Origin of the sequence: Streptomyces sp. MBT65 (assembly GCF_016612545.1) — a bacterium.
Taxonomy (GTDB): Bacteria; Actinomycetota; Actinomycetes; order Streptomycetales; family Streptomycetaceae; genus Streptomyces.
On sequence record NZ_JAENRY010000172.1, the window covers coordinates 1 to 17,179 of the forward strand.

A 17,179-nucleotide genomic window follows, 5' to 3' on the forward strand; every position below is an offset into this window, starting at 1 on the left:
GGTGGTGGGGGCCGGGGCGGTCACTGGTCCACCGTCCTTTCCACGGGCGGGAGTTGGGGGCTCGCCACAGCCGAGTATTGAGGGCTCGCCATCAGATCTCCTTGACGTACTCGAACGGCTCGCGGCAGGCGCAGCATCGCCACAGGGCCTTGCAGGAGGTCGCGGCGAAGTGCGAGGTCTCCTCGGTGTCGGTCGCCCCGCAGCGGGGGCAGGGCACCGTGCGGCGGGTCGGGGACAGGGTGAGGACCAGCGGACCGCGAGGGGCGGCTCCCGGTGGGGCGATGCCGTGTTCGGCGAGCTTGGCGCGGCCGGCCGGGGTGATCCAGTCGCTGCTCCAGGGCGGGGTCAGGACCGTACGGATCTCCACGCGCGCGTACCCGGCGTCCGTCAGCCGTGCGGCCACCTCGGCGCGCATCTCGGCCATGGCGGGACAGCCGGAGTAGGTGGGCGTCAGGCTCGCCACGACCGTGCCGTCCTCGCGCAGCTCCACGTCACGCAGGACGCCGAGGTCGGCCAGCGTGAGCATCGGCATCTCGGGGTCGGACACCTGCGCGGCGATGTGCCGGGCGCGACGCGCGTCGAGCAGGGTGGTCACCATGTCGCCTCCGGGTGGGCGCGGGCCACACTCTGGAGTTCGGCCAGGAGAGGGGCCAGGTGGTCGGTGTGGTCGCCGGCGCGGCCGTGTCCGGGGAGCGGTGCCGATGCGGGCAGGGCCAGCCCGGCGGCGTCGGCGACCTGGCGGAGGACCCCCAGTACCTCGTCCCTCAACTCGCCGTCCCCTGCGAAGAGTTCGTCCAGGTACGGGGCCACGGCGGTCAGCGCGTCCCGCATCCGCCGCTGCGACTCCTCCGTGCCGTCGCCCAGCCGCACGACCCACTCCGCCGCGTACTGGCGGTGGTACGCCAGTTCCTTGACGCCCTTGGCGGCGATGGCGGCGAGCACCGGGTCCGATGTGGCGACGGCGAGCCGCTCGAAGAGGGCCAGTCGCCAGGAGGACAGCACCAGCAGGCGGGTGATCGAGAACGCGAAGTCCCCGTTGGGGAGTTCGGCCAGCCGTACGTTGCGGAAGTCGTCCGCGTCGCGGAAGTAGGCGTACGCGTCCTCGCCGCGACCCGTGCCGTCGACCTGCCCGGCACGCGCGTAGAGCAGACGGGTCTGGCCGAGGAGGTCGAGTCCGATGTTGGCCAGGGCCACCTCCTCCTCCAACTCGGGGGCGGCGGTGCACCATTGGGCCAGTCGCTGCGCGCTGACGAGCGCGTCGTCGCCAAGTGCCAGGCAATATGTGGCCAGTTGAGCGGCGTCCGTCCCCTCCGGCACGGTCTGGTCGACACCGTGCAGCGGGTCCTCGAAGCCGGTGCCGAAGGCCCAGCGGGCGTCGCCGTCGTCGTGTCCCTCGGCCAGGGACAGATAGACGTGGTCGTCACTCATTCCCTGCTCCTAGATGTGGGGGACGTCGTCGGGGATGTCGTAGAACGTGGGGTGACGGTAGACCTTGTCGGCGCTCGGGGCGAAGAACGGGTCCTTCTCGTCGCGGGTCGAGGCGGCGATGTGCTCCGAGCGCACGACCCAGATGGACACACCCTCGTTGCGCCGCGTGTAGAGGTCACGGGCGTGGGTGAGCGCCATCGCGTCGTCGGCGGCGTGCAGCGAGCCGACGTGGACGTGGTTCAGGCCGCGCTTGCCGCGGACGAACACCTCGTACAGGGGCCAGTCCTGCGTCATGCCACCGCTCCTTCGGTCTTCCGGGTACGGGCGGCCTGCTTGGCCGCGTGGGCGGTGGCCGCCTCCCGGACCCAGGCGCCCTCCTCATGGGCGGCCCGGCGACGGGAGACCCGCTCCGCGTTGCGCGGTCCGTCGCCGCTGATCACCCGCTGCAACTCGGACCAGTCCGGGGTGCCGAAGTCGTGCCGGCCGCGCTCCTCGTTCCAGCTCAACTCCGGGTCGGGCAGGGTGACTCCGAGCTTCTCCGCCTGTGGAACCGTCATGTCGACGAACCGCTGACGCAGTTCGTCGTTGCTGTGCCGCTTGATCTTCCAGGCCATGGAACGCGCCGAGTTGGGCGAGTCGTCGTCGGGCGGGCCGAACATCATCAGCGAAGGCCACCACCAACGGTCCACCGCGTCCTGCACCATGGCCCGCTGCGCGTCCGTGCCGCGCATCATCGTGAGCAGCAGCTCGAAGCCCTGGCGCTGGTGGAAGGACTCCTCCTTGCACACCCGCACCATCGCCCGCGCGTACGGTCCGTACGAACAGCGGCACAGCGGGACCTGGTTGCAGATCGCCGCGCCGTCCACGAACCAGCCGATCACACCGACGTCGGCGAAGGTCGGCGTCGGGTAGTTGAAGATCGACGAGTACTTCTGCCGGCCCTCGATCAGCGCCTCGGTCAGGTCCGCGCGGTCCGCGCCCAGGGTCTCGGCGGCCGAGTACAGATACAGCCCGTGTCCGGCCTCGTCCTGCACCTTCGCGAAGAGGATCGCCTTGCGGCGCAGGGAGGGCGCGCGGGTGATCCAGTCGCCCTCCGGCTGCATCCCGATGATCTCGGAGTGCGCGTGCTGCGCGATCTGCCGGATCAGGGTCTTGCGATAGCCGTCGGGCATCCAGTCGCGGGGCTCGATCCGCTGGTCCTTCGCGATCGTGGCGTCGAACTGCTCCGACAGCCGCGCTTCGTCCCGGCCGGCGGCTGACGCCTCCGTGCCTGTGCTGGTCATCGACACACCAACTCCCCTACCGACCATTCGTTCGGTACCTAGTCTGATGGGTTTCCCCCGGCGAGGCAAGACCTGCCGGACGAATGGCTGCTCAGCGGCCCTCGAACGCCGGCTCCGCCCGCGCGAGAAACGCCTCTACGGCGGCCCGGTGGTCCCGCGTCGCACCCAGCCGCTCCCGCGCCGCCGCCTCGCGCTCCAGCACGGCGGCGAGGCTCGCGCCGGGCGTGTCCCGCAGCAGCACCTTCACCTCCGCGTACGCCGCGGTGGGCCCGGCGGCGAGCCTCCTGGCCAGGGCCAGCCCCTCCGCCGTGGCGCCCCGTCCGGCACGACCCGGTGCACGAGCCCCCACCGCAAGGCGTCCTCGGCGTCGAAACGGTCGCCGAGCAGCAGCAGCGCGGCGGCCCGCGACGGACCGACCGCCGCCGTCGGCGCACCGCTCAGCCCGCTGTCGGCGGCCGGCCCGATCCCGGTGAACGCGGTCGCGAACCGCGCGCTCTCGGCCGCGACCCGCACATCCGCGCACAGCGCCAGACCGGGACCGGCCCGGACACACGCGCCCTCGGCGGCCACGACCACCGGCCGGGTCGGCGCGTGCAGCTCCCGCACGAGGGGGTTGTCCTCGTTCCGCACTCACGCGAAGGCCGACACGGGCCCGGTCTCCAGCGCGCGGGCGTGCTCCTTGAGGTCCTGCCCCACGCAGAAGCGCTTGCCCCGCGCGGTGATCGGCACGGCACGGACCGCCGCGCCGTCGCCGCGCACCCGTCGTACGGGGCCGACAGCCCGCTCCGCAGGGCGACATCGAGCGCGGGCCTGCGCAGCTCGACGGTGGCGACCGACCCCGGCCTCCAGGCCGTTGCCGACACCGTCCTCTCCCTGCTCCGCGCTCACTCCCATGCGTAGAAGCCCTGTCCCGTCTTGCGGCCCAGTTCGCCGCGGGCGACCTTGTCACGCAGGAGTCGCGGTGGGGCGAAGCGCTCGCCGAGCGTCGCGTGCAGGTACTCGGCGATCGCGAGCCGCACGTCGAGGCCGACCAGGTCGGTCAGACGCAGCGGGCCCATGGGGTGCTTGTAGCCGAGGCTCATCGCGTCGTCGATCGCCTCCGGCGCGGCGACGCCCTCCTCGACCATGCGGATCGCCTCCAGACCGAGCGCCAGCCCGAGACGGCTGCTGGCGAAGCCGGGCGAGTCCTTGACGGTCACGTCCTTCTTGCCGAGCGCGTGCGTCCAGTCCAGGGCGGCGCTGACGACGGCCGCCTCGGTGTGCGGCGCGACGACGATCTCGACGAGCGCGGAGGCGGGCACCGGGTTGAAGAAGTGCATGCCCAGGAAACGGCCGGGCCGGGTGAGCACGGCGGCGAGTTCGGTGACCGAGAGGGAGCTGGTGTTCGTGGCCAGCACGGTCGTCGCGCCCACCGCCCGCTCGGCCGCCGCGAGCACACGGGCCTTGAGCCCGGCATCCTCCGGGACCGCCTCGACGACGAGATCGGCGTCGGCGGGCAGATCGTCGACCGAGTCCGCCATGCTGACGCGGGCGAGTGCCTGCTCGGCGGGTTCATCGAGCAGGCCGCGCCCGACAGCCCGCTTGAGGCCGGTCGCGACCCGGTCGAGCGCGGCGGCCGAGGCCGCCTCGCCGCTCTCCACGACGGTCACCGACGAACCGGCGGCCGCGAAGGACTGCGCGATCCCTGCGCCCATCCGGCCACCGCCGATCACACCGACAACTGCGGGCGCGGAGTGGGGTGTTGGGCTCATGCTCGGCTACTCCTCTTCTCCAAGCCCCTTTTATTCAAGAAGCGTGTCATACGGTCCCTCTTGTCCTGCCCCTCGAAGAGCACGGCCTGTGCGAGGTCGTCCGCGATCGGGTGCGCGCCGGGCGAGTCGACGACGAGCTTGGTGAGCCGCAGCGCGATGGCCGATGACCGCGCCATGCGGTCGAGCAGCGCGTGCGCCTCGTCCAACAGCTTCTCCGCCGGTACGACGTCGATGACCAGGCCGGCCGCCAGCGCCGCCGCCGCGTCGAGGTTCCGTCCGGCGAGCAGCACCTGCTTGGCGAGGGACTCTCCGACCAGCTCGGGCAGCCGCCGGCACGCCCCGGCCGCCGCGAGGATGCCGAGCCCGGGCTCCGGGTTGCCGAAGACGGCGTCCGGACCGGCGATCCGCAGATCGCAGGCGTACGACAGTTCCGCGCCGCCGCCCAGCGCCCAGCCGTCCACCGCGGCGAGGGTCGGCATCGGCAGCCGTCGCACCCGCTCGAAGAGCCGGCTGTTGATGCCCTGAAGGGCCTCGTCCCGTCCGCGTGCCAGCAGCTCCGCGATGTCGGCGCCGCCCGCGAAGACCCCGCCGTGACCGGTGAGCAGGAGCAGCTTGGGGTCCTGCTCCAACTGCTCGCAGACGGCGTGCAGTTCGCGGATCATCAGCCCGCTGATGGCGTTGCGGGCCTCGGGCCGGTGCAGGGTGACGACGACACGGTCCGCGCGCTCCTCGACGAGGAGGGTCTCGTACGCGGTGGGGGCGCTCATATCCGCTCCACGAGCATCGCGACGCCCTGCCCGACACCGACGCACAGCGTGGCCAGTCCCCGGCGGGCGTCCTCGCGCTCCAGTCTGCCGAGCAGGGTGAGCAGGATGCGGGCTCCGGAGCAGCCAAGAGGATGGCCCAGGGCGATCGCTCCGCCGTCCGCGTTGACCTTCTCCTCGTCGAGCTTGAGGCGGCGCGTGACCGCGATCGCCTGGGCCGCGAAGGCCTCGTTGAGTTCTACGGCGTCCAGGTCGGCGGTCTCCCAGCCCGCCCGGGCGAGGGCCTTCTCGGTGGCGGGGACCGGGCCGAGGCCCATGATGTGGGGCTGCACCCCGGCCGAGGCGGAGGTGACGATCCGGGCCCTGGGGGTGAGTCCGTGGCGTCGGACGGCCGCGCCGCTCGCGACCACGAGGGCGGCGGCGCCGTCGGACAGCGGTGAGGAGGAGCCCGCGGTGACGATGCCGCCCTCGCGGAAGATGGTGCGCAGGGAGCCGAGCTTCTCCAGGGTGGTGCCGGGGCGCGGGCCCTCGTCGCGGGTCACCTCGCCGTCCTTCACCGCGACCGGCACGATCTCCCGGTCGAAATGGCCCGACTCCTGGGCGGCGACGGCCCGTTGATGGCTGCGCAGCGCGAACGCGTCGGACTCGGCGCGGGTGATGCCGTCGAGCGCGGCGACCTCCTCGGCGGTCTCGCCCATCGACAGGGTCTGCCGCGCGGCGAAGCGCGGATTGGTGAAGCGCCAGCCGAGCGAGGTGTCGTGCACCTCCCCGGGCTTGGCCCATGGGGTGCCGGGCTTGGCCATCACCCAGGGGGCGCGGGTCATCGACTCCACACCGCCCGCGACGACCAGGTCCGCCTCTCCCGCGCGTATCGCCTGCGCGGCCGAGGCCACGGCGGTCAGGCCGGAGGCGCACAGCCGGTTGACGGTGTAGCCGGGCACGGTGTGCGGCAGCCCGGCCAGCAGGACGGCCATCCGCGCCACGTCGCGGTTGTCCTCGCCGGCCTGGTTGGCCGCGCCGAGGATCACCTCGTCCACCTCCTCGGCCGGGATCCCGGCCCGGCGGACCGCCTCGCCGACGACCAGCGCCGCGAGGTCGTCGGGCCGTACGGAGGCCAGGGCGCCGCCGTAGCGGCCCTGCGGGGTGCGGGCCCCGTCGATCAGATAGACCCCGTCGGAGGGCGGCTCGGAGCTGGTCTGGGGCATGCGTTCCACCTCTTGACAGGCAGTGGTGATGCTGGATTACTTGGCCGTGACGCACGCTAACCGAATGTTCGGTCGGGCCACAAGGTGGTGGAAAATGACGCAGGCCGCTGACACGGCCTCCGGTCCGACGGCGAGGATGTTCGCCGCGGACGAGGCGTCCCGGGCTCTCGGCATGGAGCTCGTCGAGCACGGCGCGGGGACCGCCGTGCTCCGTATGACCGTGACCCCGGCCATGGTCAACGGACACAAGATCGCTCACGGCGGCTATCTGTTCCTGCTCGCCGACTCCGCCTTCGCCTGTGCCTGCAACAGCCACGGCCCGGTGACCGTGGCCGCCGGCGCCGACATCGACTTCGTCGCCCCGGCGCACGAGGGAGACGTCCTGGTGGCGACCGCGGCGGAGCGCACCCGGTTCGGCCGCAGTGGCATCTACGACGTGAGCGTGCTGCGCGGTGACCAGGTGATCGCGGAGTTCCGCGGGCGGAGCCGCAGTATCAACGGCGCGAAGACGAAGGAGTCTCCATGAGCAGCGACCTGACAGCCCCGGCGGCCCCACCGGCTTCGCCGCCCGTGAGCCGGCGCCTCGGGGAGCCGCTCCCCGACGGGTTGCTGGACGCCGCCGAGCGCCTGACCCACGAGGAGCTGCGGGAGCACCAACTCGGCCTGCTCCAGGCCACGTTGCGACACGCCTACGACCATGTGGAGCTGTACCGGAGGAAGTTCGACGAGGCCGGCGTCAAGCCGGAGGACTGCCGCACCCTGGAGGACCTCGCCCGGTTCCCCTTCACCACGAAGGCCGACCTGCGCGACACGTACCCCTTCGGCATGTTCGCCGTCCCCATGGACCAGGTCCGCCGCGTCCACGCCTCCAGCGGCACCACCGGCCGCCCCACGGTCGTCGGCTACACGGAGAACGACCTCTCCATGTGGGCCGACGTGGTGGCCCGCTCGATCCGCGCGGCCGGTGGCCGCCCCGGTCACAAGGTCCATGTGTCGTACGGCTATGGGCTGTTCACCGGTGGCCTGGGCGCCCACTACGGCGCCGAGCGCGCGGGCTGCACCGTGATCCCCGCCTCCGGTGGCATGACCGCACGCCAGGTGCAGATCATCCAGGACTTCAAGCCCGAGATCATCATGGTCACCCCGTCCTACATGCTCACCCTCCTCGACGAGTTCGAGCGCCAGGGCATCGACCCGCGTACCAGCTCCCTCGAGGTGGGCATCTTCGGCGCCGAGCCGTGGACGGAGGCGATGCGGCTGGAGATCGAGGAGCGCATGGACATCCACGCGGTCGACATCTACGGCCTGTCGGAGGTGATCGGCCCCGGTGTCGCACAGGAGTGCGTGGAGACCAAGGACGGCCTCCATGTGTGGGAGGACCACTTCTACCCGGAGGTCGTCGACCCGATCTCCGACGAGGTGCTGCCCGACGGCGACGACGGCGAGTTGGTCTTCACCTCCCTCACCAAGGAGGCCCTGCCGATCATCCGCTACCGCACCCGCGATCTGACCCGGCTGCTGCCCGGCACCGCCCGACCGGCGTTCCGGCGGATCGAGAAGATCACCGGCCGCTGCGACGACATGATCATCCTGCGCGGGGTGAACGTCTTCCCGAGCCAGATCGAGGAGATCATCCTCGGCACCCCCGCCGTCGCCCCGCACTTCACGATCCAGCTCAGCCGGCGCGGCCGTATGGACCACATGACGGTCCGCGCGGAGGCTCGGCCCGGTGCCACTCCCGAGCAGCGGGACGCGGCCGCCTCGGTGATCGGCAAGGGCGTCAAGGACGGTGTGGGGGTGACCGTGGCGGTGGAGATCGTCGATCCGGAGACCCTGGAGCGCTCGGTGGGGAAGATCCGCCGGGTCAAGGACCTGCGCAAGGAGTGACCGCGGAGGCCGTTCCGTCCGGTGCGGTCGCCGGCCTTGTCACAATGGGCCAGTGACCAGGACACCCGTGCAGAACCCGGCCGGCCGCCACGGCCGACCCGCCTACGACCGTGACTCGCTGCTGGAGGTCGCCGTCGTGGTCTTCAACGAACGCGGCTACGACGGCACCGGCATGGAGGAACTGGCCAGGCGCCTGGGACTCAGCAAGTCGAGCATCTACCACCATGTGTCCGGCAAGGAGGAACTCCTCGAACTCGCGGTCAACCGCGCCCTGGACGCAATCTTCGCCGTGCTCGACGAGGAGGAGAGGCAGGCCCCGGACCCGGTCGTCGGGTCCCCGGCGACCGCGCGGATGAAGCGTGTCATCCACCGCAGCGTCGAGGTGCTCGCCGCCGAACTGCCGTACGTCACCCTGCTGTTGAGGCTGCACGGCAACAGCGAGGTCGAGCAGCGGGCGCTCGCCAGGCGCCGTGAATTCGACCACCGGGTGGCCGAGTTGATGACCCGGGCGGCGGCCGAGGGCGGGATACGCGCGGACATCGACCCGCACCTCGCGAGCCGGCTGCTGTTCGGCACCGTCAACTCGCTGGTGGAGTGGTACCGCCCCGACCGCGGCCTGACCGTGGAGACGCTGGCGGACGCCCTGACGACCATCCTCTTCGACGGCCTGCACGGACCCGCGAGCGGCTGACCGGCACGTCTGACCGGCAGGGCGGGCCCAACTCCCCTCCCCCACAGGCCATATGACCGTCCCGAGTACGATGATCAAGAGCCCGGCCCGCCCCGCCGCGCCCCACTTCTCCCGCCCGCCTCCCACCCGCCGCGATGGAGTCGCCATGACGACCGACCGCCAGCCGTCACCGCAGATCGACACCGGCAGGGCACATCCCGCGCGGGTCTACGACTGGCTGCTGGGCGGCAAGGACAACTACCCGGTCGACGAGGCCGTGGGCGAGAAGCTGCCGCCCGAGGCGAAGGACGCGGCCCGGCAGAACCGCGCGTTCATGCACCGCGCGGCGACCTGGCTCGCGGGCCGGGGCATCGACCAGTTCCTCGACATCGGCACGGGCATCCCCACCGCGCCCAATCTGCATCAGATCGTCCAGCGGACGGTGCCGACGGCGAAGGTCGTCTACACCGACTACGACCCGATCGTCCTGCGGCACGCCGAGGCGCTCCTGGTCAGCCACCCCGACGGGGTCACCGACTACATCCAGGCCGACGTACGGCAGCCCGAGGAGATCGTCGAACACGCCCGCCACGTCCTGGACTTCACGCGCCCGATCGCCCTCTCCCTGATCGCGCTGATGCACTTCATCCCCGACGAGCAGGACGCCCACGGCATCGTGCGCAACCTCGTCGTCACCCTGCCGTCGGGCAGCTACCTGGTCCTGTCCCACGCCGCGTCCGACCTCTACCCCGAACTCGCCGCACAGGTCACCGCCGAGTACGCCAAGGGCGGCATCAAGCTCGGCTTCCGCACCCGCCCGGAGGTCGCGCGCTTCTTCGACGGCCTCGACCTGGTGCCGCCGGGCCTGGTGACGGCGACGGAGTGGAACCCGCCGGCGTCGGACGGGGCTCCCGAGGGCAGCGGGATCTACGCGGCGGTGGCGCGGGTCCTCTGAGACCGGATCCGCCGGTCCGGATCGGCAACGGCCCCGCACCGCCCCGCCGCACGCCCTCAGAACGGGGTGTTGGTCTGCCAGACGATCCGGGTGTCGGTCGCTATGACCATGTTGCCGGTCTCCAGCACCTTGAGGGTCGCCCCGTCGGCTCCTTCTGTGTTGCTGGACCACAGCGCCTGGTGCTGGGCGTCGTAGACCACGAGGTTGCCGTCCTCCTGGAGCACGGCCGTGTTGCCCTCGCCCTGGGTCCGGCTCGCCCAGTGGGCCGTTCCGGCCGCGTCGTAGAGCACCAGGTTGCCGTCCGGCTGCATGATCAGCTTCGCCCGCACGGTCTGCACGAACGTCCCGACCTCGAAGGTGTAGGGGGCCTTCACCACCACGGCGTCGGGCAGCTTGCCGTCACCTGTGGCCGAGGGAGAGGGAGACGTCGTCGCCGCGCTCTCGGACGGGCTGGCCGACGCGTGGGTGGCACCGGCGGACGGTGCTCCCCGCGTGGAGGCCGATTCCTTGCTCTTGCCCTCGTCGTCGAAGGCGTGCACCACGAGCAGCCCGGAGCCCGCGACGACGACCAGCGCGGCCGTGCCGACGGCGGCCCACAGCCCGCGACGCCCGCGCCAACTCCGGGAGCCTCCGCCGTCCGGTGGCGCAGTCGGCCCGATTCCCCCCGGACAGGGGCCGTACGTGGTGTCCCCCGGGTGCGGCGCGAGGAGGGTGGCGGCATGAGCTTCGGCGCCGTAGCCGCTCGCCGGCGGGGCGAGGGCCGTCGCCACCCCCTGGCCACTGGGCGACACACCGCCTCCGCTGTCGGCGACGGTCGCGGCACGCGCCGGGTCCGTCAACTTGCCCACGGCGAGCGCCCGTTGGTAGGCGGGATGGTGGACCAGATCGGCATCGGCCCGGCAGAGTTCGATGATGCGCTGCGGAGTGGGGCGCAGCGCGGGATCGCTCTGCGCGCAGGCCGCGATCAGCTCGGCCACCCCGGGATCGACACCCCGCAGGTCCAGCTCGCCGTGCACCGAGCGGTAGGACACGGCGGCGAACGGCCCGTCCCCGTACGGCGGTCGGCCGGTGACGGCGAACGCCAGCGTGGCCCCGAGCGCGAACACGTCCGCTCCCGGACCGGTCTCACCGGCCGTGATCGTCTCCGGCGCGATGAACCCGGGGCTGCCCATCGCACCGCCTGCCTGCGTGAGGTTGGACGTGCCGATGGTCCTGGCGATGCCGAAGTCGATCAGCTGCGGGCCGGTGGCGGACAGAATCACGTTGTGCGGCTTGAGGTCCCGATGCCACACGCCCCGGACGTGGATGGCGTCCAGCCCCTCGGCGAGGGCGGCCAGCATGACCCGGGCCAGATCGGCGGGGAGCGGTCCGTTGGTCACGACCGCGGCGTGCAACGTGGGCCCCGGCACATACTCGGTGGCCAGCCAGTACGGCGGTGTGTCCAGCTCCGCGTCGATGAGCGAGGCCGTGTACGCGCTGCGGACCGTGCCCAGGGTCTCCACCTCGCGGCGGAACCGGCTCAGGGCGTGTTCGTCATGGCGGAGGTGGTCGTTGATCACCTTGACGGCGGCGGGGCGGCCACCCGGCGACCGCGCGAGGTACACCCTCCCCATCCCGCCCTCGCCGAGTCGGCCGACCAGACGGTAGCGACCTATGTGTGACGGGTCGGAGCCATCGAGCGAAAGCACGGGACATGTCCTCCGTTGCCCAGCAGGGTGTGACACCAGGCCTCGGACGACACGCCCGGGCCGGACCCCGACATAGTAGAGGGAACAGTCCCCTGCGCCTCACCTGTCACACGGTTCCGGGGCGCTCTGGATGTCCTCGTGCAGGTGCACGACGAGCCAGTTGCCGTCGGAAGGGGCACGTCGTAGGACCGCCGTGTTGCGGGCCAACTCCGTCGGGGCCGCGCGGAATTCGACCCGGAGCCAGTAGCGGGCCACCGCCAAGTCCCCGAAGACGTCTACGACTTGGCCGTACGCGGTGAGGCCGGTCTCGGCGGGCCCGTCCTCCGGTATCGGACGGGCGTCCCGGACTCGATTCAACTCCGTTCTGCCGCAGAGGAGTTCGGGGGTGGCCGAGTCCCAGATGGTGGCCTGGGGATCGAGGAAGGCGTCGATGCGCGCGCGGTCACCCGCGGTGTAGCCCTCGTACATGCCCGTGATCACCGTCCACACCTCGGCCAGGTCGGCGGGCGCGCCACCGGGGCGGGCACCGCCGTCGGCTGCGGGAGGAACGGAACGGGGCGGTGGAGCGGGCATGGGGCTTCCTTGGGTGGGGTGTTCGGGCCGGGTCAAGGGAGGACGACCAAGTCCCGGGGCGTGCGGTTGAGGCGCTCCCCGCCCTCTTCCGTGCAGATCACGATGTCCTCGATCCGCGCTCCGTACCGGCCGGGCAGGTAGATGCCGGGTTCGACGGAGAAGGCCATGCCCGGTGCGAGCGGGAGCGGGTTGCCGGCCACGATGTAGGGCTCCTCATGGCTCTCCAGGCCGATGCCGTGTCCGGTGCGGTGGATGAAGTGCGGTCCGTGTCCGGCGTCCGTGATGAAGTCCCGCCCCACGGCGTCGAGTTCGGCGGCGGTGATGCCCGGCCGTACGGCGTCGGTCTGGGCGCGCTGGGCGTTCAGCAGCACCTCGTGGAGCCGGCGGAACTCCGCGGGCGGTTCACCCACCGCGTACACCCGGGTGGAGTCGGAGCAGTAGCCGTCGAGGGTCGTGCCGCCGATGTCGACCACCACGGGGTCGCCGGGCCGGATCGCGCGGTCGGACAGCTCGTGATGCGGGCTGGCGCTGTTCGGGCCGGAGCCGACGATGACGAAGTCGACCCGGACGTGCCCCTCGGCGATGATCGCGTCCGCGATGTCCCGGCCGACCTCGCGTTCGGTACGTCCGGCGCGCAGCCACTCCCCCATGCGGGCGTGCACCCGGTCGATGGCGGCGCCGGCCCGGCGCAGGGCGGCCGCCTCCTGCGAAGTCTTGTGCATCCGCAGCCCGTTGAGCACGCCACCGGCCAACTCCTGTTCGGCGCCCGGGAGTACGGCACGGAAGGCCAGGGTCTTCTCCGCCCACATGCGGTTGTCGACGCCGACACGGGCGGTGCGGGCGGGCAGCCGGGCCGCGACGAGGGCGTAGGGGTCGTCGGTCTCGCCCCAGCCGGTGATCTCGATGCCCAGGTCTCCGGCCGGGGAGGCCCGGGCGGCGAGTTCCTCCAGGGCCGGGACGAGGAGGAAGGGGTCGCCGTCGGCGGGCAGCACCAGGCAGGTCAGCCGCTCCAACGGCAGGGCGTCGTAGCCGGTCAGGTACCGCAGGTCCGCGCCGGGCGAGATCAGCAGGGCGTCCAGACCGGCTCGGGCGGTGGCCTGTTGGGCACGGTGGAGACGGTCTGGCGGGTAGAGGTTCGTGGGCGGTCCGGCGGGGTGGTCGTCGTCGGGCGGCGGGGTGGCGGGCATCGGCTCTCCGTGAGGTTCGGCGCAGGGTTCTGCTGCGTGCGGAAGGGCAGGGCGCTGTGATCAAGCGCTGCCGGCGTCGTGCGGGCCGCAAGGGGTGGCGAGCGCCCGGCCCCCGCCACCGCTTCCGCTCACGCCGCGTACAGACGGCACGCGACACCCCCCGCGATCAACTGCGGCTCCTCGCGGTCGCAGCCGTCGAAGGCCTGGGGGCAACGCGGGTGGAAGCGGCAACCGCTCGGCGGATCGGCCGGGTCGGGTACGTCGCCGGGGAGTTCGGCGGGCAGCACGCCCGCGCCGTCGGGTTTCGGTACGGCGGCCAGCAGCGCCCGGGTGTAGGGGTGGCGCGGGTCGGCCCAGACCTCGGCGGTGGGGCCGGTCTCCACGATCCGCCCCAGATACATCACGGCGATCCGGTCCGCGATCAGCCGTACGACGGACAGGTCATGGCTGATGAACAGCAGCCCGGCGCCCGACTCGACGGCCAACGACCGCATCAGCGTGGCCACTTGGAGCTGGGCGGAGGCGTCGAGGGCGGAGATCGGTTCGTCGCCGACGAGTAGGCGGGGGCGGGCGGCGAGCGCACGGGCGATGGCGATGCGCTGGCGCTGGCCGCCGGAGAACTCCTGCGGATAGCGCTCGGCGGCACTGGCCGGCAGCCCGACCCTGGTCAACAGGTCCTCCGGAGTGGCGCCTTGGGCTCCCTCGCCGCGCGCGGCCGCCGTACGGATGCCGTCGGCGATCTGCGAACCCACCCGGCGACGGGGGTTGAGGGAACCGTACGGATCCTGGAAGACCATCTGGATCCCGGTCAGGGCCAGTTCGCGGCGGCGCACCCGCAACGGGCGTACCGGTGTGCCGTCGTAGACGATGCGGCCCTCGGCCGGTGCGGTGAGGCCGCAGACCGCGCGGGCCAGGGTCGACTTGCCGCAGCCCGACTCGCCCACCAGGCCCACGACTTCACCGGCCCGCACCTGGAGGCTGACCCCGGCGACGGCACGCGTGGGTGCCGCGCCCGGCCGGTGGTACTGGACGACGAGGTCGTCGACCGAGAGGAGAGGGGCCGTCGGGTCGGCGGTCATACGGTGCTCCTTCCGGGGAGTGCGTCCAGGAGCCGGCGGGTGTACTCGTGCTGCGGGTCCGTGAGGACTTGGCCGCGCGGGCCCGTCTCCACGACCAGGCCGTGGCGCATCACGCTCACCTCGTCGGCGATCGCGGACATCACGCCCAGGTCGTGGGTGACCAGCAGGACGGCGAGGCCGAGTTCGTCGCAGAGGCCGCGCAGCAGGCGCAGCACGCCGGCCTGCACGGTGACGTCGAGGGCGGTGGTCGGTTCGTCGGCGATCAGCACCTTCGGTTCGCAGGCGAGCGCGATGGCGATCGCGATGCGCTGGCGCATGCCGCCGGAGAACTGGTGCGGGTAACGGCCCAGCGCCTCACGGGGGTTGGGGATGCGGACCTGGGTCAGCAGCTCGACCGCCTTCTCCTTGGCCGTCTTCCGGTCGAGCCTCAGGTGGTGGCGCAGATGGTCGGTGAGCTGGTGTCCGGTGCTGAGCATGGGGTGCAGGCTGGTGGACGGGTCCTGGAACACCATGCTCACCGATCGCCCGCGAAGCGCGGCGAGTTGACGGGTCGGCAGGGTCAGCAGGTCGGTGCCCTCCAGCTCGATCCGGCCGCCGGTGCGGGCGCCCGGCGGCAGCAGGCCGAGGGTGGCGAGCCCGGTCATGGTCTTGCCCGAGCCGCTCTCCCCCGCGAGCCCGTGGATACGGCCGGGCTCCACGGCGAGGTCGACACCGCCGAGGATGCGGGTGCCGCCCAGGTCGAGGGTGAGGCCGCTGATCTCCAGCACGTTGCCGGCGGTCATCCGACACGCTCCTTCTCCGCGCCGATGGTTCGGGCCGTGCCGGGGTCGAGGGCGTCCCGCAGCGTGTCGCCGAGGAAGTTGAAGGCGAGGACGACAGTGAGGATGGCCAGGCCGGGGAAGACCCCGATCCACCACTTGTCGAACTGCTGCGTGCCGTCCGCGACCATCGCACCCCACTCCGCGGTCGGCGGTTTGGCGCCGAGCCCGAGGAAGGACAGCCCGGACAGCAGCAGGGTCGCGGTGCCGATGTCGAGGGTGGCCAGGACGAGGAGCGGGCCAAGCACGTTGGGCAGGACGTCGACGCGCAGCGACCGCCAGGCGGAGAAGCCCAACAGCCGTCCGCTGAGCACGAATTCACGGTTCCTGAGGCCCATGACCAGACCCCGGGTGACGCGTGCGTACGACGGCCAGGACACGACCAGGACGGCCAGTACCGCGTTCTGCAGGCTGGCGCCGAGCGCGGCGGCGACCACCATCGCCAGGATGACGGTGGGGAAGGCGAACACCAGGTCCGCGATCCGCATCACGGTCTCGTCCACCCACCGTCCGAAGAACCCGGCACAAGCGCCGAGGACTCCGCCGACCAGCAGCGACATGGCCACCAGCAGCAGGGCGAGGGGGATGGAGACCCGGGCGCCGTACAGGACGCGGCTCAGGACGTCCCGGCCCAGCTCGTCGGTGCCGAACCAGTGTCCGGCGCCGGGGGCGGCCAGCCGGGGCAGGTTCTGCGCGAGGGGGTCGTGCGGGGCGAGCAGCGGGGCGGCGACAACGATGACCAGCCAGAACACCGCGACCAGGCCGCCGGTCACCGCGAGCGGGCGACGCCAGGCGGGTGGCAGCCGTCGTAGCAGACCGCGTTTCCTCGTGCCCTGGGGACCGCGTTTCACTGGACCCTCACCCTCGGGTCGATCACGCCGTACAGGACGTCCACGGCGAGGTTGACGGTCAGGTACACCAGGCCGACGACCAGGCCGACGCCCATCACGGCGGGCAGGTCGAGGGTGGTGGCACTGCGGTAGGCGTAGGCGCCGAGGCCCGGCCAGGCGAAGATCGACTCGACCAGGACGGTGCCCGAGAGAAGGGCACCGAAGGCCAGTCCGGCGACCGTGATGACCGGGACCAGGGCCGCGCGCAGGACGTACTGGAAGAGGACCGTGCGGCCGGGGAGGCCCTTGGCGCGGGCCGCCCGGACGTAGTCCTGGTTGAGGACCTCCAGTACGGCGGACCGGGTGAAGCGGGTGAGGAGGCCGACCGTGTAGGCCGTCAACACCAGTGCGGGCAGGGCGAGATGGCCCACCGCGCTCCAGAACACCGGCCACTGTCCGGCGAGTGCCGCGTCGACCGTGTAGAGGCCGGTGACGTGCGGGGGCGCGGTCATGCCGGGGTCGAGGCGGCCGCTGCCCGGGGCCCAGCCGAGGCGGTAGAAGAAGAGGTAGAAGGCGAGCAGTGCCAGCCAGAAGGTCGGTACCGAGACCCCCAACAGGCTGACCACACGCAAGAGTTGGTCGGTGAGACGGTCCCGGCGCAGGGCCGCCACGACACCGAAGGCCACGCCCACGACCAGGGAGACCACGATCGCGGCGCCGGCGAGTTCGAGGGTGGCGGGGACGGCGGTGGACAGGTCGGTGAGGACCGACTGGTGGCTCTGCTGGGACTCGCCGAGGTCGCCGTGGAGGAGGTTGCCGAGGTAGGTGACGTACTGGACCGGCAAGGGCTTGTCGAGGCCGTAGTGGTGGCGGAACTGGGCGACGATCGCCGGGTCGCCGATCGCCCGCTGGCCGAGGTTGGCCGCCGCCGGGTCGCCCGGGACCAGGTTGGTGAGGACGAACGTCACCAGGGTCACGCCGAGGGCGAGCAGGACGGCGGTGGCGGTACGGCGCAGGAGGAAACGGGCGAGGGGGTGGCGGGCGAGGAGACGGCGGCCTGT

The 17,179-nt window shown here is 72.1% G+C and carries 21 protein-coding genes; 4 read left to right on the forward strand and 17 right to left on the reverse strand.

Going from position 1 to position 17,179, the window contains the following annotated elements:
- Positions 1-91: 91 nt before the first annotated feature.
- The 10 genes from paaD to JHN63_RS32290 form a co-directional block, all read right to left on the reverse strand.
- Entirely contained in the window at positions 92-598 is a 507-nt protein-coding gene (paaD, locus tag JHN63_RS32255; protein WP_200687303.1) for a 1,2-phenylacetyl-CoA epoxidase subunit PaaD, read from the reverse strand.
- A complete protein-coding gene (gene paaC, locus JHN63_RS32260; RefSeq protein WP_200687305.1) occupies positions 592-1,428 on the reverse strand; it encodes a 1,2-phenylacetyl-CoA epoxidase subunit PaaC in 837 nt (278 codons plus the stop codon). The genes paaD and paaC overlap by 7 nt, the downstream gene beginning before the upstream one ends.
- A 9-nt stretch (positions 1,429-1,437) precedes the next feature.
- The gene (paaB, locus tag JHN63_RS32265; RefSeq protein ID WP_019075091.1) at positions 1,438-1,722 is read right to left on the reverse strand and encodes a 1,2-phenylacetyl-CoA epoxidase subunit PaaB; all 285 of its coding nucleotides are present in this window, start codon (positions 1,720-1,722) and stop codon (positions 1,438-1,440) included.
- Positions 1,719-2,711 carry a 1,2-phenylacetyl-CoA epoxidase subunit PaaA gene (paaA, locus tag JHN63_RS32270; protein WP_200687307.1) on the reverse strand — a complete coding sequence of 331 codons (993 nt, stop codon included), beginning with the start codon at positions 2,709-2,711 and terminating at the stop codon, positions 1,719-1,721. The genes paaB and paaA overlap by 4 nt, the downstream gene beginning before the upstream one ends.
- Positions 2,712-2,802: 91 nt before the next feature.
- Positions 2,803-2,952 carry a hypothetical protein gene (locus JHN63_RS53200; RefSeq protein WP_234478039.1) on the reverse strand — a complete coding sequence of 50 codons (150 nt, stop codon included), beginning with the start codon at positions 2,950-2,952 and terminating at the stop codon, positions 2,803-2,805.
- Positions 2,953-2,954: 2 nt separating this feature from the next.
- Positions 2,955-3,317, reverse strand: coding sequence for an enoyl-CoA hydratase/isomerase family protein (locus JHN63_RS53205; RefSeq protein WP_307782031.1), 363 nt, complete (start codon positions 3,315-3,317; stop codon positions 2,955-2,957).
- A gap of 24 nt (positions 3,318-3,341) precedes the next feature.
- Entirely contained in the window at positions 3,342-3,605 is a 264-nt protein-coding gene (locus JHN63_RS53210; RefSeq protein WP_234478040.1) for a hypothetical protein, read from the reverse strand.
- Positions 3,596-4,462 (reverse strand): 3-hydroxyacyl-CoA dehydrogenase family protein, encoded by an 867-nt coding sequence (locus JHN63_RS32280; protein ID WP_200687309.1) that lies wholly within the window; start codon positions 4,460-4,462, stop codon positions 3,596-3,598. Before JHN63_RS32280 ends, JHN63_RS53210 begins: the two co-directional genes overlap by 10 nt.
- On the reverse strand, positions 4,459-5,229 hold the full coding sequence (locus JHN63_RS32285) for an enoyl-CoA hydratase/isomerase family protein (RefSeq protein WP_200687311.1): 771 nt from the start codon (positions 5,227-5,229) through the stop codon (positions 4,459-4,461). The genes JHN63_RS32280 and JHN63_RS32285 overlap by 4 nt, the downstream gene beginning before the upstream one ends.
- Positions 5,226-6,431, reverse strand: a complete 1,206-nt coding sequence (locus tag JHN63_RS32290) for a thiolase family protein (RefSeq protein WP_200687313.1) — start codon at positions 6,429-6,431, stop codon at positions 5,226-5,228. The genes JHN63_RS32285 and JHN63_RS32290 overlap by 4 nt, the downstream gene beginning before the upstream one ends.
- 94 nt (positions 6,432-6,525) lie before the next feature.
- Here JHN63_RS32290 and paaI point away from each other — a divergent pair, with 94 nt between their 5' ends.
- The 4 genes from paaI (at position 6,526) to JHN63_RS32310 (ending at position 9,943) form a co-directional block, all read left to right on the forward strand.
- Positions 6,526-6,957, forward strand: a complete 432-nt coding sequence (paaI, locus tag JHN63_RS32295) for a hydroxyphenylacetyl-CoA thioesterase PaaI (RefSeq protein WP_200687314.1) — start codon at positions 6,526-6,528, stop codon at positions 6,955-6,957.
- A complete protein-coding gene (gene paaK / locus JHN63_RS32300) occupies positions 6,954-8,318 on the forward strand; it encodes a phenylacetate--CoA ligase PaaK (RefSeq protein ID WP_200687316.1) in 1,365 nt (454 codons plus the stop codon). The genes paaI and paaK overlap by 4 nt, the downstream gene beginning before the upstream one ends.
- Positions 8,319-8,370: 52 nt before the next feature.
- The gene (locus JHN63_RS32305) at positions 8,371-9,009 is read left to right on the forward strand and encodes a TetR/AcrR family transcriptional regulator (protein WP_307782032.1); all 639 of its coding nucleotides are present in this window, start codon (positions 8,371-8,373) and stop codon (positions 9,007-9,009) included.
- Between the two features lie 145 nt (positions 9,010-9,154).
- Positions 9,155-9,943 carry an SAM-dependent methyltransferase gene (locus JHN63_RS32310; RefSeq protein WP_200687318.1) on the forward strand — a complete coding sequence of 263 codons (789 nt, stop codon included), beginning with the start codon at positions 9,155-9,157 and terminating at the stop codon, positions 9,941-9,943.
- A gap of 56 nt (positions 9,944-9,999) precedes the next feature.
- On the opposite strand, the gene JHN63_RS53215 is transcribed toward JHN63_RS32310, so the two are convergent.
- The 7 genes from JHN63_RS53215 to JHN63_RS32345 form a co-directional block, all read right to left on the reverse strand.
- Positions 10,000-11,631, reverse strand: a complete 1,632-nt coding sequence (locus tag JHN63_RS53215; protein ID WP_307782033.1) for a protein kinase — start codon at positions 11,629-11,631, stop codon at positions 10,000-10,002.
- Positions 11,632-11,730: 99 nt separating this feature from the next.
- On the reverse strand, positions 11,731-12,204 hold the full coding sequence (locus tag JHN63_RS32320; RefSeq protein ID WP_200687321.1) for a nuclear transport factor 2 family protein: 474 nt from the start codon (positions 12,202-12,204) through the stop codon (positions 11,731-11,733).
- Between the two features lie 32 nt (positions 12,205-12,236).
- Entirely contained in the window at positions 12,237-13,391 is a 1,155-nt protein-coding gene (locus JHN63_RS32325; RefSeq protein WP_200687323.1) for a Xaa-Pro peptidase family protein, read from the reverse strand.
- 128 nt (positions 13,392-13,519) lie between these two features.
- Positions 13,520-14,470 carry an ABC transporter ATP-binding protein gene (locus JHN63_RS32330; RefSeq protein ID WP_200687326.1) on the reverse strand — a complete coding sequence of 317 codons (951 nt, stop codon included), beginning with the start codon at positions 14,468-14,470 and terminating at the stop codon, positions 13,520-13,522.
- The gene (locus JHN63_RS32335) at positions 14,467-15,252 is read right to left on the reverse strand and encodes an ABC transporter ATP-binding protein (protein WP_200687328.1); all 786 of its coding nucleotides are present in this window, start codon (positions 15,250-15,252) and stop codon (positions 14,467-14,469) included. Before JHN63_RS32335 ends, JHN63_RS32330 begins: the two co-directional genes overlap by 4 nt.
- Positions 15,249-16,139 (reverse strand): ABC transporter permease, encoded by an 891-nt coding sequence (locus JHN63_RS32340; RefSeq protein ID WP_200687330.1) that lies wholly within the window; start codon positions 16,137-16,139, stop codon positions 15,249-15,251. Before JHN63_RS32340 ends, JHN63_RS32335 begins: the two co-directional genes overlap by 4 nt.
- A partial coding sequence (locus JHN63_RS32345; RefSeq protein ID WP_200687332.1) for an ABC transporter permease occupies positions 16,136-17,179 on the reverse strand: 1,044 nt, incomplete at its 5' end. The genes JHN63_RS32345 and JHN63_RS32340, both read right to left, overlap by 4 nt.